Source organism: Pseudomonas sp. CFBP13508, assembly GCF_005233515.1.
In the GTDB taxonomy this organism is placed as follows: Bacteria; Pseudomonadota; Gammaproteobacteria; order Pseudomonadales; family Pseudomonadaceae; genus Aquipseudomonas; species Aquipseudomonas mercuritolerans.
In genome coordinates, this window is sequence record NZ_QFZZ01000002.1 from 533,852 (window position 1) to 548,015 (window position 14,164).

Genomic DNA, 14,164 nt, shown 5'->3' on the forward strand with positions numbered 1-14,164 from the left:
GCCATGCTGCGACGTCAGGTTCTGACTTTAGGTAGTGCACTGCTGGGAGCAGTGACGCTGGGCGGCTGGACGCTGTTCAAACGCAAGGATCAGAGCCCGCTGCTGCTGTCGGCGCGCGACGACACCGATGGCAAGCATTACGCGGTCGGTTATCGCCTCGACGGTACGCGGGTGTTCGCCACCCACGTCGGCCAGCGTTGCCACGACATCATCAACCACCCGACGCAGCCGCTGGCGCTGTTCGTTGCACGGCGTCCGGGTACCGAGAGTTACCTGATCGACCTGCGCGACGGCAAGCTACTGCAGACCGTGACCTCCCAGCCGAACCGGCACTTTTACGGCCACGCCGTGGTGCACAAGGATGGTGAATACCTGTACGCCACCGAGAACGACACGAGCGATCCCGGACGTGGCCTGCTCGGCGTGTACAAGTTCGAGGGCGAACGGCTGGTGCATTCGGGCGAGATCTCCACCCACGGCCTCGGCCCGCATCAGGTGTCATGGATGCCCGACGGCGAGACGCTGGTGGTGGCCAACGGCGGGATTCGCACCGAGGCGGAAAGCCGCGTCGACATGAACCTCAACGCCATGGAACCGAGCCTGGTACTGATGCAGCGCGACGGCACATTGCTGAGCAAGGAAACCCTCGCCCAGCAGATGAACAGCGTGCGCCACCTGGGCATCGCCAGTGACGGCACAATCGTTGCCGGCCAGCAATTCATGGGGCCGTCCCACGAGCGCTCGGAGCTGTTGGCGATCAAGCGCCCCGGGCAAGCGTTCGTGGCGTTCCCGGTAGCGGAAGAGCAGTTGCAGGCGATGGGTCACTACACCGCCAGCGTCGCCGTGCACAGCGATCTGCGTCTGGTCGCGTTGACAGCGCCGCGCGGCAATCGCTTCTTTATCTGGGATCTGGACAGCGGCGAACTGCGCCTCGATGCGCCTTTGCCTGATTGCGCCGGGGTCGGAGCGGTGAAGGATGGCTTTGTCGTGACCTCGGGTCAGGGCCGTTGCCGCTACTACGATTGCCGCCAGGAACAGCTGCTGGCCAAGCCGCTGGAATTGCCGGCGGGGCTCTGGGACAACCATCTTCATCTGATGGCGTAGAACGCCCTTAAAAGATCGCAGCCTTCGGCAGCTCCTACTTTGGAATGCAATCCCCTGTAGGAGCTGCCGAAGGCTGCGATCTTTTGCTGTGTTGGCAGTTGGATTCCCTGCCACTCTCGGAGTAATGTTCGGGCCTGTCTCACCTGATTTATCCAAGGAAATGGAAATATGCTGCGTCGCCGCATGCTGATCATGTTGGGTGTTGTTTTGCTGATCGTCCTGGTACTGGGCGGATACAAAGCCTTTTCGATCTACACGATGATCCAGGGCTTTTCCAGGCCCAAGCCGCCGATCAGTGTCGCCGTGGCGACTGCCGGCGAACAGCCGTGGCAGATGCGCCTGCCCACCGTCGGCACGCTCAAGGCGCTGCAAGGTGTCGACTTGAGTCTGGAAGTCGCCGGCACCGTCACTGAACTCAAATTCGAATCCGGGCAGAAGGTCAAGGCCGGACAGCCGTTGCTGCAACTCGACAGCGCCGTCGAAACCGCTCTGCTGGAAACCGCCCGCGCCGACCTCGGCCTGGCGCAACTGGACTTCGGCCGTGGCGCGCAACTGGTCGACAGCCGCGCGATCTCCAAAGGCGAGTACGACCGCCTCTCCGCCGTGCTGCAGAAGAACAAGGCCACGGTCAATCAGCTCAATGCTTCGCTGGCGAAAAAGCGCATCCTCGCGCCATTCAGCGGCACCATCGGCATCCGCCAGGTCGACGTCGGCGACTACCTCGCCAGCGGTACCAAAATCGCTACGTTGCAGGATTTGAGCAGCCTTTACGCTGACTTCTATGTGCCGGAACAAGCGGTGCCGAAACTCGCTATCGGTCAGCCCGTGCAGTTCACCGTCGCCGCTTATCCGGGGCAGAACTTTGCCGGCAAGATCAGCGCGATCAACCCGATCGTCGAAAGCACCACGCGAAACATCCTCGTCCGCGCCACCCTGGCCAACCCCGACGGCAAGCTGCTGCCGGGCATGTTCGCCAGCCTTGAAGTGCTGCTGCCTGATCCGCAAAAGCACATCGTGGTGCCGGAGAGCGCGATCACCTACACCCTGTACGGCAACTCGGTTTATGTGGTCGGGCAGAAGAAGGCCGAGGACGGCAGCGTCGCCAAGGATGACAACGGCCAACCGCTGCTGATCGCCGAACGTCGTTTCGTCGAGACCGGTGAACGCCGCGATGGCCTGGTGATGATCAACAAGGGCGTGCAGAGCGGCGAACAAGTGGTAACGGCGGGCCAGATCAAACTGGACAACGGTGCCCACATCGCCATCAGCGACGACAAGACCCTCGGCGAGCAGAACAGTCCGCCTCGCGCCGACTGATCAAGGAATCCCCATGGCTTTTACCGATCCGTTCATCCGCCGCCCGGTGCTCGCCACCGTGGTCAGCCTGCTGATTGTGCTGCTGGGCTTCCAGGCCTGGAGCAAGCTGCCCCTGCGCCAGTATCCGCAAATGGAAAACGCCCTGATCACGGTGACCACGGCTTATCCCGGGGCCAACGCCGAAACCATTCAGGGCTACATCACCCAGCCGATGCAACAGAGTCTGGCCAGCGCCGAAGGCATCGATTACATGACCTCGGTCAGCCGGCAGAACTTCTCGGTGATTTCAATTTATGCGCGCATCGGTGCCAACACCGACCGCTTGTTCACCGAACTGCTGGCCAAGGCCAACGAGGTGAAGAACAAGCTGCCGCAGGACGCCGAAGACCCGGTGCTGAGCAAGGAATCCGCCGACGCTTCGGCGCTGATGTACATCAGTTTCTTCAGCAAGGACCTGAGCAACCCGCAAATCACCGACTACCTGTCGCGGGTCATCCAGCCAAAACTGGCGACGCTGCCGGGCATGGCCGAAGCGGAAATTCTCGGCAATCAGGTGTTCGCCATGCGTCTGTGGCTCGACCCGGTGAAACTCGCCGGCTTCGGCCTCAGCGCCGCCGACGTGACCGCCGCAGTGCGCCAGTACAACTTTCTCTCCGCCGCCGGCGAAGTGAAAGGCGAGTACACCGTCACCAGCATCAACGCCAACACCGAACTGAAATCCGCCGAGGCCTTCGCGGCGATTCCGCTCAAGGTCGATGGTGACAGCCGCGTGCTGCTGCGCGATGTCGCACGGGTGGAAATGGGCGCGGAAAACTACGACTCGATCAGTTCGTTCGGCGGCACGCCGTCGGTGTACATCGGCATCAAGGCCACCCCCGGCGCCAACCCGCTGGACGTGATCAAGGAAGTGCGCAAGCTGATGCCCGAGCTGGAAGCGCAGCTGCCGCCGAACCTGAAAAGCGAGATCGCCTACGACGCGACATTGTTCATTCAGGCCTCCATCGATGAGGTAGTGAAAACCCTGTTCGAAGCGGTGCTGATCGTTATCGTCGTGGTGTTCCTGTTCCTCGGCGCTCTGCGTTCGGTAGTGATCCCGGTGGTGACCATTCCGCTGTCGATGATCGGCGTGATGTTCTTCATGCAGATGATGGGTTACTCGATGAACCTGCTGACGCTGCTGGCGATGGTGCTGGCCATCGGTCTGGTGGTGGACGACGCGATTGTCGTGGTGGAAAACATCCACCGGCACATCGAGGAAGGCAAGACGCCGTTCGATGCAGCGCTGGAAGGCGCGCGGGAAATTGCCATGCCGGTGGTGTCGATGACCATCACTCTGGCGGCGGTGTATGCGCCGATCGGATTCCTCACCGGGCTGACCGGGGCGCTGTTCAAGGAGTTCGCCCTGACTCTGGCCGGTGCGGTGGTAATTTCTGGCGTCGTCGCCTTGACCCTGTCGCCGATGATGTGCGCGTTTCTGCTGCGTCACGAAGAGAATCCCAGCGGCCTGGCCCATCGTCTCGATCGTGTTTTCGAAGGGCTCAAGCGCCGTTATCAAAGCATGCTGCACGGCACGCTCAACACCCGGCCGGTGGTGCTGGTGTTCGCGGTGATCGTGCTGTGCCTGATTCCGGTGTTTCTCAAGTTCACCAAGTCAGAACTGGCCCCGGACGAGGACCAAGGCATCATTTTCATGATGGCCAGCGCGCCGCAGCCGACCAACCTCGACTACCTGAGCACCTATACCGACGAATTCATCACCATCTTCAAAGAGTTTCCCGAGTACTACTCTTCGTTCCAGATCAACGGCTACAACGGCGTGCAGGCCGGTATCGGCGGTTTCCTGCTCAAGCCGTGGAACGAGCGCAGCCGCACGCAGATGGAAATCCTCCCCGAGGTGCAGGGCAAACTGGAGAGCATTCCCGGCTTGCAGATCTTCGGTTTCAACCTGCCTTCCCTGCCCGGCACCGGTGAAGGGCTGCCCTTCGAGTTCGTGGTCAACACCGCCAATGACTACGAGCTGCTGCTGCAAGTCGCCGACCGCATCAAGAAGCGCGCGATGGAGTCGGGCAAGTTCGCTTTCGTCGACCTTGATCTGGCGTTCGACAAGCCGGAAGTAGTCGTGGATATCGACCGCGACAAGGCCGCGCAGATGGGCGTGTCGATGCTCGACCTCGGCGGCACGCTGGCGACCTTGCTTGGCGAAGCGGAGATCAACCGCTTTACCATCGACGGGCGCAGCTACAAGGTCATCGCCCAGGTTGAACGGGCCTACCGCGACAACCCGGACTGGCTGAACAATTACTACGTGAAAAACACCCAGGGCGAATTGTTGCCGCTGTCGACCTTGATCAAGGTCAGTGATCGCGCGCGACCGCGTCAGCTCAATCAGTTCCAGCAGCTCAATGCGGCGAAGATTTCCGGCTTTCCGCTGGTGAGCATGGGCGAAGCCATCGACGCCGTGCTGCAGATTGCCCGCGAAGAAGCACCGGCCGGGTTTGCCTTTGACTACGGCGGCGCCTCGCGGCAGTACGTGCAGGAAGGCAGCGCATTGTGGGTAACTTTCGCTCTGGCATTGGCGATCATCTTTCTGGTGCTGGCTGCGCAGTTCGAAAGCTTCCGTGATCCGCTGGTGATTCTGGTGACAGTGCCGCTGTCGATTTGCGGTGCGCTGATCCCGTTGTTCCTCGGCTGGTCGAGCATGAACATCTACACCCAGGTCGGGCTGGTGACGCTGATCGGCCTGATCAGCAAGCACGGGATCCTGATCGTCGAGTTCGCCAACCAGTTGCGCAAGGACAAGGGCCTGAGCGCCCGTGAGGCCGTCGAGGAAGCGGCGGCGATTCGCTTGCGTCCGGTGCTGATGACCACGGCGGCGATGGTGTTCGGCATGGTGCCGCTGATTTTGGCGACCGGTGCGGGAGCGGTGAGCCGCTTTGATATCGGCCTGGTGATTGCCACGGGGATGTCGATCGGCACGTTGTTCACATTGTTCGTGCTGCCGTGTGTTTATACCTTCCTTGCTAAGCCAGATGCCAGATAAGCCCATTTCCCTGTGGGAGCGAGCCTGCTCGCGAATGCGGCAGTTCAGCTGCATTGATGTCGACTGACACACCTTCGCGAGCAGGCTCGCTCCCACAGAGGGCGATATGTATCTTGAAAGTTGTGGAATAAAAAAAGGCCTCGCATCTGCGAGGCCTTTTATTTGGGCTTCAATCGTTTCAACTGGCTGGCCTCATTCCCTGGGACAGGCCGAACATGAACAACAGCAAATCATGATCGGGCTGGGTCGCCACGGAGGCCTTGGCCACCCGTGGAACCGAGCAGTGAGCGTCGTTCCCGGACGCTCCTATGACCTGCATGCGCGGCTGCTCCCAGGCAGCCACCGCCAGTGAAGCAACTGCCAAGGCCCCAACCAGGAACAAACCTCGTGCAATTTCGAGTTTCATCGCTATAAACCTTTGATAGCGCTGCCAAACGCCGTCTCATAAAAGTAGACGAGTTTTTTCCAGTCGGCATCGCGGAACGACGAATGGCGACGCAGTTGCTTCATGTCATGCCGGGCGGCGCGATAGGCGGTCAGACGCTGACGGCACTTCTCCAGATCGATCAACGCCACTTCAACCTGCGCCGCTTCGCCTTCACCGGTCACCCGGACGAAGACATGCTTGATGTAGATGCAGCTGTGTTGCCAGCGGCCCTTGTGCATGCGGGCCAGGTTTTCGGCGAGGTCCTTGAGGACTCGCTCGTAAACCACGTTGTCACATTGATCGCGACCACCGACGGCGGCCAGCCAGTGCTCCAGTTCCTGGAAGCCGTCCAGCGACTTCGTCACCAGCAATGCGCGCCACTTGTGCTGAGGATCGGGCTGGGCGCCGCAGAAAACGATTTGCGGTACGCGGACACCGAGCTTGCTCACGCCGGTCAGCGCGTCGAGCTCACGCAATACGGTGGGGCGTCCGAACGGGTGAAGCCAGCTGCGATAGATGTGCCCGGTCTGGCGCTTGGCGTACAACAGCTGACCGTCACGGTCGACGATGCGCTGCACCCCGCTTTCGCCACCACGGCGCACATTGGGCTCTTCAACCCATTCGCCGCGCTGGTTCCAGTAATGATCGAAACGATCCTGGGGAGCGACATTCGCTTCAACCGCTGCTTGCACTGCCATCCTCTACCTCTTGCGTAATACGTAAACTCGCCACATCGCATAGAGCGGTATGAAGTCCAGTTGTTCCTGAATGCGGAAACCCGCCTGTTCGAATTCTTTCTCGATCGTCGCCGCCGGAATCAGAAAACGATTCTGATAGTCATGGCTCGCCCGTTCCCGCTCGGCGCGCTTGCGCTTCCAGGCCTTGAAATTGCCGTCGACCCACAACGAAACAATCACACTGTCACGGGTCACCCGCTCGAACTCGCGCAGGATCACCCGGCGGTGCTCGGCCTCGCCGATGTGGTGCAGCAGACGCATGCAAAAGATGCTGTCGACCGAGTTATCCGGCAGAGCGATGTCGAATGCCGAGGTGTGCAGTGGTTGCACGCGCTTGACCACTTCGGCCGGTTGCCCTCGCAACGCGGTCTTGATCATCGATTCGGAATTGTCCGCACCGATGATTACCCGGTTGGGCTTTTCCGCAAGCATTGGCCAGAAACGCCCGGCACCACATGGCAGATCCAGCACCAGTCCGGGGTCACCCGCGAGCGCCAGGGCCTTGCGACCCACTTGCTCGTCGCGCCAGTGCGACAGGCGGCGACCAAGGCTTTCCTGATGCTTGCGCAGATATCGTTGTGCGTGTTGGTCGTCGTACTTTTCGGAAAAATCGAGCTTGATCGGGCCGGCCATCATCTGGACTCCTGAGTTCTGATGACGCCACCTTAAGCAGCGACCTGTCAGCGTCAGGTCATCCAATTGTGAAAATTCTGTCAGGTAAATGCGCAAATTATTACAACGTTATACAGGATTCAGACAGCTGTACGGGAGTAGCCTCGAGCCACTATTTGCCGGCATTCACGCCAAGATCCACCTCGAATCGGCAGCCATTGGGCTCCATCGTGCTCAGGCTCACCGTCCATCCCTGGTTTTCACAGATGCGTTGCACCAGCGACAAGCCCAGGCCGAGACCTTCTCCACGTTTCTCGCTGCCGCGTACAAAGGGCTCGAACATCGCCTCGCGTTTTTCCTCGGGAATGCCCACGCCCGAATCCTCGACAACAAAACCGTTGGCGGTGAGGGTCAGGCGAATGAAGCCCTGTTCGGTGTAGTGCAGCGCGTTACGCAGAAGATTGCCCATGACCGCGTTCAGCAAGGTCGCGTTGTAGCGAGTGTCCGGTGGGTTGCCCGGCTCGAACATCAGCGTCAGGCCCTTGCGCTCGATCGGCTCACGCCACAGGCACAACAGGCTTTCGGCGACTTGCGTGAGATTCTGCTGCGGCGCCGCCGCGGCTTCTTCGTTCTGTGTGCGTGCCAGCATCAGGAAAGTCTGTACCAGTTCGCGCATCTCTTCGCTGGCCCGGGCAATGCGCTCGACCTGCGCGCGACCGCGCTGATCGATACCGGGGTTTTCCAGCAACAGTTCGCAGGAACTGGCGAGGACCATCAGTGGCGTGCGCAACTCATGGCTGACGTCACTGGTGAACAGGCGTTCACGGGTCAGCGCCTGACGCAAGCGCCCCAGCGTGGCATCGAATGCCACCGCCAGCTCACCGACTTCATCCGCTGCGTAATCCGGCGCCAAGGGTGGCGCCAGGCCGAGCAACTGGTCGCGATGACGGACCTGCCGCGCCAGGCGCACCACCGGCGCCATCACTTTGCGGGCGAGCACCCAGCCAAGGAACACCGCCAGCGCCAGACTGAGCACGAAGCCGACCAGCACCACAGCAAACAGCACGCGCTCGCGCTCTTCGAAATCGCTTTGATCCTGCAGCAAAACATAACGCCGACCATCCACCACTTCGACCATGGCGTGATAGGACAGTTGTTCGCGAAATACCTCATGGAAACCTGCATCGAGGTGACGCAGATCCTTGGGCAGGTCGAAATCCCCTGGCCCGCCGCTGAAATAGAACAGCTGATCCGGCTCGGGCCGGTGGCTCCAGTCGGAGACGTTGTCCATCAGCAGCAGACGTTGCAGGTCGCCGCCCAGCCCCGCAGAAATCAGTTTCTCTTCCACCAGGTGCACCGTCGCGACGATGCCCATGGCGAAGGCGCCAGCCACCAGCGCACTCATCAGTGCAAAGGCGATGATGATCCGCTGGGAAAGACTCTGCTTAAACTCCATCTCGCCCCTCGGCCAAGCGATAACCGACACCGTGCACGGTGTGCAGCAGTGGCTTGGCGAATGGCTTGTCGATCACCTGGCGCAATTGGTGAACATGGCTGCGCAGGCTGTCGCTGTCCGGGCAATCATCGCCCCACAGCGCCTCCTCAAGAATTTCCCGACGCAACACATGCGGGCTCTTCTGCATCAACACCGCGAGCAGCTTGAGACCGACCGGGTTGAGCTTGAGCAACTTGCCTTCGCGGGTCACTTCGAGAGTGTCGAGGTCGTAGCTCAGGTCGCCGACCTGCAATGCCCGGCGACCGCCGCCCTGAGCACGGCGCATGACCGCTTCGACGCGCGCCGCCAGTTCGGACAGAGCGAACGGTTTGATCAGGTAGTCGTCGGCGCCGGACTTGAAGCCCTGCAGCCGGTCGTCGAGTTGATCGCGGGCGGTGAGCATGATCACCGGCGTGTCGCGCCGGGCATCTTCACGCAGGCGTTTGCACAAGGTGTAGCCGTCGATGCCGGGCAGCATGATGTCGAGCACGATCAGGTCGTAATGCTCGGTCGCCGCCAGATGCAGACCGGACAGGCCGTCTTGTGCGCAATCGACGGTATAGCCTTTCATGCCCAGGTAATCGGCCAGATTGGCCAGGATGTCACGGTTGTCTTCGACCAGCAGAATTCGCATGGACATCTCCTCCGAACGGGGTAACGGCCGTCTTGGCCCGCGCAGCTTACGGCCAAGTGGGGCTCAGGGCTAGGGGCGTTTTTCGATAAACCTGCACTGCGCGCGCTGCGACGTTTTTTTCACTTTCGGTTAACAAATCGCCGACGCCAGCGCGCGCAGACTCCGCGCGATTGCGCCTTCACTCTCTCTTCATCGACCAAGGAACCTGCCATGGTGTCGACCTCTGCCCTTCCCGCTTCAAGACCGCTGAACTGGTGGTTGTGTCTGGGCATTCCCGCAGCGGCGGCGATCATTCTGCTGTTGCTCGAACTGACCGATCTGGACATGGTTCTGGCGCAGATGTTCTACGACCCGGTGGCCGGGGACTTCATCGGGCGGCACAGCTATTTTCTTGAAGACATCCTGCATGACCGGGCGAAACAGCTGGTGATCGGCTTCTCGGTGTTTGCCATCCTCGGTTTCATCGGCGCGTTTTTCATCGAAAGACTGAAACCGTTCAAGCGCGAACTGGGCTGCCTGGTGCTGTCGCTGGGGCTGGCGACTTCGTTTGTCACCCCGGTCAAAGCCGTCACCGCCGTGCAATGCCCGTGGAGCCTGGAGCAATTCGGCGGTCACGAGACCTACAGCAAACTGATGGAGCATCGCCCCGCCACTGATAAGCCGGGACGTTGCTGGCCGGGTGGCCATGCGGCGACCGGGTTTACGCTGTTTGCTTTGTTCTTCGTGTTGCGCGACCGCCGCCCGCGACTGGCGCGGCAGGCATTTGTGTTTGCCTTTGCGCTGGGCTCGGTGTTCTCGATCAGCCGCATGATGCAGGGCGCGCACTTCTTTTCGCACAACGTGTGGACGGCGATTTTTTGCTGGCTGATTTGTCTGGGGGCTTATTACTGGGTGCTGTATCGCCCGGCTGCCAAGACTTCGACGGCGATGAACACACAGCCGATCAATGCCTGAAATAAACAACCTGTGGGAGCGAGCCTGCTCGCGAATTGTCGGCTCAACTGGCTTGCATGTCGGATGACAGACCGCTTTCGCGAGCAGGCTCGCTCCCACAGGGGATACCAGTGAGCTTCGAAATTGGGGCAATAAAAAACCCCGCTGACTTTCGCCAGCGGGGTTTTTCGTTACAGGGCCAGGGCTGGCTTACATCATGCCGCCCATGCCACCCATGCCGCCCATGTCTGGCATACCGCCGCCAGCTGCACCTTCTTTCTTCGGTGCGTCGGCAACAGCTGCTTCGGTGGTCAGGATCAGACCGCCGATGGAGGCTGCAGCTTGCAGAGCCGAACGGGTTACCTTGGTTGGGTCCAGGATGCCCATTTCGATCATGTCGCCGTATTCGCCGGAAGCAGCGTTGTAACCGAAGTTACCTTTGCCGTTCTTCACTTCGTTGACGACAACGCTTGGCTCGTCACCGGAGTTGGCAGCGATCTGACGCAGCGGCGCTTCAACAGCGCGACGCAGCACAGCGATACCGACGTTCTGGTCAGCGTTGTCGCCGGTCAGCTCGGTCAGTGCTTCCAGAGCACGGATCAGCGCCACGCCACCGCCAGGTACCACGCCTTCTTCAACGGCTGCGCGGGTTGCGTGCAGGGCGTCTTCAACGCGGGCTTTCTTCTCTTTCATTTCAACTTCGGAACCAGCGCCAACCTTGATCACTGCAACGCCGCCGGACAGCTTGGCCAGACGCTCTTGCAGTTTTTCACGGTCGTAGTCCGAGGAAGTTTCGGCAACCTGGGCGCGGATCTGAGCGATACGGCCTTCGATGTCTGCCTGCACGCCAGCACCGTCAACGATGATGGTGTTTTCCTTGGACAGGGTGACGCGCTTGGCGTTACCCAGGTGCTCCAGGGTGGTGCTTTCCAGGCTCAGACCGATCTCTTCGGAGATGACGGTACCGCCGGTCAGAACAGCGATGTCCTGCAGCATGGCCTTGCGACGGTCGCCGAAGCCCGGTGCCTTGACGGCAGCGACTTTGACGATGCCACGCATGTTGTTCACAACCAGAGTCGCCAGGGCTTCGCCTTCAACGTCTTCGGCCACGATCAGCAGTGGACGGCCGGCTTTGGCAACGGCTTCCAGCACTGGCAGCATTTCGCGGATGTTGGAGATCTTCTTGTCGACCAGCAGGATCAGCGGGCCGTCGAGCTCGGCAACCATGGTGTCCGGCTTGTTGACGAAGTATGGCGACAGGTAGCCACGGTCGAACTGCATGCCTTCAACAACCGACAGTTCGTTTTCCAGGCCCGAGCCTTCTTCAACGGTGATCACGCCTTCTTTACCGACTTTTTCCATGGCTTCGGCAATGATGTCGCCGATGGAGTTGTCGGAGTTGGCCGAGATGGTGCCGACCTGAGCGATGGCTTTGAAATCAGCGCATGGCTTGGACAGGGCTTTGAGCTCTTTGACAATGGCGATGGTCGCCTTGTCGATGCCGCGCTTGAGGTCCATCGGGTTCATGCCGGCAGCGACGGCTTTCAGGCCTTCGTTGACGATCGACTGAGCCAGAACGGTAGCGGTGGTAGTACCGTCACCAGCGTCATCGTTGGCACGGGAGGCAACGTCTTTGACCAGCTGCGCGCCCATGTTTTCGAAGCGATCTTCGAGTTCGATCTCTTTGGCGACGGAAACGCCGTCCTTGGTGATGGTCGGAGCGCCGAAGCTCTTCTCGAGGATCACGTTACGGCCTTTCGGGCCCAGGGTCGCTTTTACCGCGTCAGCCAGAACGTTGACGCCTTTGAGCATCTTGGAGCGGGCGGCATCGCCGAACTTAACTTCTTTAGCAGCCATGATCGATATTCCTTAAATACTTTGTAGTAGCGGGAAAATGAACGGGGATATCAGCCTTCGATAACCGCGAGGATTTCGTTCTCGCTCATTACCAGCAGGTCTTCGCCATCGACTTTCACAGTGTTGCTGCCGGAGTAAGGACCGAACACAACCTTGTCGCCTTCCTTCACGGACAGTGCACGCACTTCACCGTTTTCCAGAGCTTTGCCCGGGCCTACAGCGAGAATCACACCGTGGTTGGCTTTTTCAGCAGCCGAACCTGGCAGGACGATACCGCCAGCGGTTTTCTTTTCTTCTTCGCTGCGACGGATGACGACGCGGTCATGCAGAGGACGAAGCTTCATTGTCGATCTCTCCTAATTGTGGTTTTCATCGGCCGGTGTAGTCCCGGCGGGTTTAACGAATCCGGCCTGCGCCGGTTGCGGTCCGTCGAGCGAACCGCGCAAGTCTGTCCGGTTTGAATACCGGAAACCTTTCGGTGACCGATACATAGGGGCGCACAAGCCGATTACAAGGGCTGATGGAAAAAATTTTTCATCGCCACACAGCAAAAAAGCGCCATAAACGAGCACGGCACCCGAAGGTGCCGTGTCGATGCTGATGTCACTTGTTGTCGCGATGTTCGAACTCGCCTTCGATCACATTCGGCTCTCGACCGAGCGGCTCGCGCGGGGCCGGGCCGCCGCGGGGTTGCAGGTCGTCGGCGAAGGCGCGCTGGCGCATGGCCTGGTCTTCGGCGCGCTGGCGCATCTTGTTCGCCAGCAGACGCCGGGTGACCGGCAACAGCATCACCAGACCGACCACGTCACTGATGAAACCGGGAATGATCAACAGGCCACCGGCCAACGCCAGCATCAGGCCTTCGAGCATGGTCTGCGCGGGCAATTCGCCGCGATTCAGACTTTCCCGGGCACGCAATGCGGTGGCCAGACCGGCGACGCGCAGGACGAACACACCGAACGCCGAGCCGAGAATGATCAGCAGCAGGGCCGGGAAGAACCCGATAGAGCCTGCCACTTTGACGAATACGAACAGCTCCAGCACTGGAAACAGCAGAAAGAGCAACAGAAAAGGGCGCATCAAAGTTTCCTCAACGCAAGAAATGCCTTGCAGTAAGCCTTAGATGACGTCGCCCTTGCGTGAATTCAAGCTTAACTTTGCGCTTTTTTCGGCCAGGAATGGGCGTGAGCCAGAGAAACCAAGGCCTCGCGCACTTGTGTCGGCGTATTACATGGCGCCGCGAAGGGCAACCAGTAGACGGCCTGACCGATGCGCAGATGCATGCCTTCGCTGTCGATCCCTGCCAGTTGCGCCGGCGTGCTGTCAGGCAGCCCGGCGAGCTCGACGTAATGGGCGATGGCCTTGGCGTGATCGCTGTTCATGTGCTCGACCATGCTGATTTCAGCCTTGCCGGCGAACGGGTTGGCCAAGGTCAGATCGTCGATCCAGTGGATCGCACCAAAGCCGCCGATGTAACGATGGCGCACCGGATCGAGCACCCAGAAATCGAAATCGTGGGCCTGGTGATAATTCTGCGAGTCAGGGAAATAGCGGTAATAACGCTCGGCGGCGGCCTCGATGGCTGCCGGGTCTTCGAGTTTCTGCGCTTGGGCCAGATAAGTCAGCCGCCCGACCGCCTGCACATCGTCGGCCACGCGCTCGCCCACCAGCATCGAACACTTCGGATCTTTCTGCAGGTTATGCGTGTGCTGGGCGATGCGGCTGATCAGGATCAGCGGCCGGCCCTGCTCGTCCAGGCAATACGGCACAACCGAACCAAAGGGAAAACCCGGCATCGATTTGGAGTGGGTCGACAGCACTCCACGGTATTCCTTGAGAAGCAATTCTCGGGCATTCTTCGCCACTTCAGCGCTCAATTTGTGACTCCTTAAATGGGTTCCGTCTAGAAAACGGACAGGCGCGCAGCGAAAAGTAACCGGCGCGCATCGGGCAAATGTTCGTGTGCAACCAGGCCTGACCGGTACCGATCGAGCGTTGCCGACAACAA

General features: G+C 60.2%; 13 protein-coding genes. 4 read left to right on the plus strand and 9 right to left on the minus strand.

Annotated features, from left to right (window positions below; genetic code table 11):
• Nucleotides 1-3 precede the first annotated feature (3 nt).
• From PspCFBP13508_RS06870 to PspCFBP13508_RS06880, 3 genes are all read left to right on the plus strand, one after another.
• Nucleotides 4-1,104 carry a DUF1513 domain-containing protein gene (locus tag PspCFBP13508_RS06870; protein WP_137214049.1) on the plus strand — a complete coding sequence of 367 codons (1,101 nt, stop codon included), beginning with the start codon at nucleotides 4-6 and terminating at the stop codon, nucleotides 1,102-1,104.
• Between the two features lie 168 nt (nucleotides 1,105-1,272).
• Nucleotides 1,273-2,421, plus strand: a complete 1,149-nt coding sequence (locus tag PspCFBP13508_RS06875; protein ID WP_137214050.1) for an efflux RND transporter periplasmic adaptor subunit — start codon at nucleotides 1,273-1,275, stop codon at nucleotides 2,419-2,421.
• Nucleotides 2,422-2,434: 13 nt separating this feature from the next.
• Nucleotides 2,435-5,461 (plus strand): multidrug efflux RND transporter permease subunit, encoded by a 3,027-nt coding sequence (locus tag PspCFBP13508_RS06880; RefSeq protein ID WP_137214051.1) that lies wholly within the window; start codon nucleotides 2,435-2,437, stop codon nucleotides 5,459-5,461.
• 178 nt (nucleotides 5,462-5,639) lie between these two features.
• Here PspCFBP13508_RS06880 and PspCFBP13508_RS06885 read toward each other — a convergent pair whose 3' ends face one another.
• The 5 genes from PspCFBP13508_RS06885 to colR all read right to left on the minus strand — a co-directional run bounded on the left by PspCFBP13508_RS06885 (nucleotide 5,640) and on the right by colR (nucleotide 9,366).
• Nucleotides 5,640-5,867, minus strand: coding sequence for a hypothetical protein (locus tag PspCFBP13508_RS06885; protein WP_016773424.1), 228 nt, complete (start codon nucleotides 5,865-5,867; stop codon nucleotides 5,640-5,642).
• Between the two features lie 2 nt (nucleotides 5,868-5,869).
• Nucleotides 5,870-6,586, minus strand: a complete 717-nt coding sequence (locus PspCFBP13508_RS06890; protein ID WP_130912038.1) for a lipopolysaccharide kinase InaA family protein — start codon at nucleotides 6,584-6,586, stop codon at nucleotides 5,870-5,872.
• 3 nt (nucleotides 6,587-6,589) lie between these two features.
• Nucleotides 6,590-7,258: a class I SAM-dependent methyltransferase gene (locus PspCFBP13508_RS06895; RefSeq protein WP_137214184.1), complete on the minus strand. Its 669-nt coding sequence runs from the start codon at nucleotides 7,256-7,258 to the stop codon at nucleotides 6,590-6,592.
• 151 nt (nucleotides 7,259-7,409) lie between these two features.
• Nucleotides 7,410-8,693 (minus strand): HAMP domain-containing sensor histidine kinase, encoded by a 1,284-nt coding sequence (locus tag PspCFBP13508_RS06900; protein ID WP_130912036.1) that lies wholly within the window; start codon nucleotides 8,691-8,693, stop codon nucleotides 7,410-7,412.
• Complete coding sequence (gene colR, locus PspCFBP13508_RS06905; protein ID WP_016773421.1) at nucleotides 8,683-9,366, minus strand: two-component system response regulator ColR; 684 nt, start codon at nucleotides 9,364-9,366, stop codon at nucleotides 8,683-8,685. The genes PspCFBP13508_RS06900 and colR overlap by 11 nt, the downstream gene beginning before the upstream one ends.
• A gap of 210 nt (nucleotides 9,367-9,576) precedes the next feature.
• Between colR and PspCFBP13508_RS06910 the strand changes: the two genes are divergently transcribed.
• Nucleotides 9,577-10,320: a phosphatase PAP2 family protein gene (locus PspCFBP13508_RS06910; RefSeq protein WP_137214052.1), complete on the plus strand. Its 744-nt coding sequence runs from the start codon at nucleotides 9,577-9,579 to the stop codon at nucleotides 10,318-10,320.
• Nucleotides 10,321-10,509: 189 nt separating this feature from the next.
• Here PspCFBP13508_RS06910 and groL read toward each other — a convergent pair whose 3' ends face one another.
• From groL to PspCFBP13508_RS06930, 4 genes are all read right to left on the minus strand, one after another.
• A complete protein-coding gene (groL, locus tag PspCFBP13508_RS06915; RefSeq protein WP_064365078.1) occupies nucleotides 10,510-12,156 on the minus strand; it encodes a chaperonin GroEL in 1,647 nt (548 codons plus the stop codon).
• A gap of 50 nt (nucleotides 12,157-12,206) precedes the next feature.
• Nucleotides 12,207-12,500 carry a co-chaperone GroES gene (locus tag PspCFBP13508_RS06920; RefSeq protein WP_007916610.1) on the minus strand — a complete coding sequence of 98 codons (294 nt, stop codon included), beginning with the start codon at nucleotides 12,498-12,500 and terminating at the stop codon, nucleotides 12,207-12,209.
• Nucleotides 12,501-12,759: 259 nt separating this feature from the next.
• Nucleotides 12,760-13,236 (minus strand): FxsA family protein, encoded by a 477-nt coding sequence (locus tag PspCFBP13508_RS06925; protein ID WP_137214053.1) that lies wholly within the window; start codon nucleotides 13,234-13,236, stop codon nucleotides 12,760-12,762.
• A gap of 71 nt (nucleotides 13,237-13,307) precedes the next feature.
• Nucleotides 13,308-14,033: a HugZ family protein gene (locus tag PspCFBP13508_RS06930; RefSeq protein WP_137214054.1), complete on the minus strand. Its 726-nt coding sequence runs from the start codon at nucleotides 14,031-14,033 to the stop codon at nucleotides 13,308-13,310.
• Between the last annotated feature and the right edge of the window lie 131 nt (nucleotides 14,034-14,164).

Bases quoted from the DNA above. Each gene is read 5' to 3' on its own strand.
- PspCFBP13508_RS06870 (WP_137214049.1), top strand. From the start codon at position 4: ATGCTGCGACGTCAGGTTCTGACTTTAGGTAGTGCACTGCTGGGAGCA.
- PspCFBP13508_RS06875 (WP_137214050.1), top strand. From the start codon at position 1,273: ATGCTGCGTCGCCGCATGCTGATCATGTTGGGTGTTGTTTTGCTGATC.
- PspCFBP13508_RS06880 (WP_137214051.1), top strand. From the start codon at position 2,435: ATGGCTTTTACCGATCCGTTCATCCGCCGCCCGGTGCTCGCCACCGTG.
- PspCFBP13508_RS06885 (WP_016773424.1), bottom strand. From the start codon at position 5,867: ATGAAACTCGAAATTGCACGAGGTTTGTTCCTGGTTGGGGCCTTGGCA.
- PspCFBP13508_RS06890 (WP_130912038.1), bottom strand. From the start codon at position 6,586: ATGGCAGTGCAAGCAGCGGTTGAAGCGAATGTCGCTCCCCAGGATCGT.
- PspCFBP13508_RS06895 (WP_137214184.1), bottom strand. From the start codon at position 7,258: ATGGCCGGCCCGATCAAGCTCGATTTTTCCGAAAAGTACGACGACCAA.
- PspCFBP13508_RS06900 (WP_130912036.1), bottom strand. From the start codon at position 8,693: ATGGAGTTTAAGCAGAGTCTTTCCCAGCGGATCATCATCGCCTTTGCA.
- colR (WP_016773421.1), bottom strand. From the start codon at position 9,366: ATGCGAATTCTGCTGGTCGAAGACAACCGTGACATCCTGGCCAATCTG.
- PspCFBP13508_RS06910 (WP_137214052.1), top strand. From the start codon at position 9,577: ATGGTGTCGACCTCTGCCCTTCCCGCTTCAAGACCGCTGAACTGGTGG.
- groL (WP_064365078.1), bottom strand. From the start codon at position 12,156: ATGGCTGCTAAAGAAGTTAAGTTCGGCGATGCCGCCCGCTCCAAGATG.
- PspCFBP13508_RS06920 (WP_007916610.1), bottom strand. From the start codon at position 12,500: ATGAAGCTTCGTCCTCTGCATGACCGCGTCGTCATCCGTCGCAGCGAA.
- PspCFBP13508_RS06925 (WP_137214053.1), bottom strand. From the start codon at position 13,236: ATGCGCCCTTTTCTGTTGCTCTTTCTGCTGTTTCCAGTGCTGGAGCTG.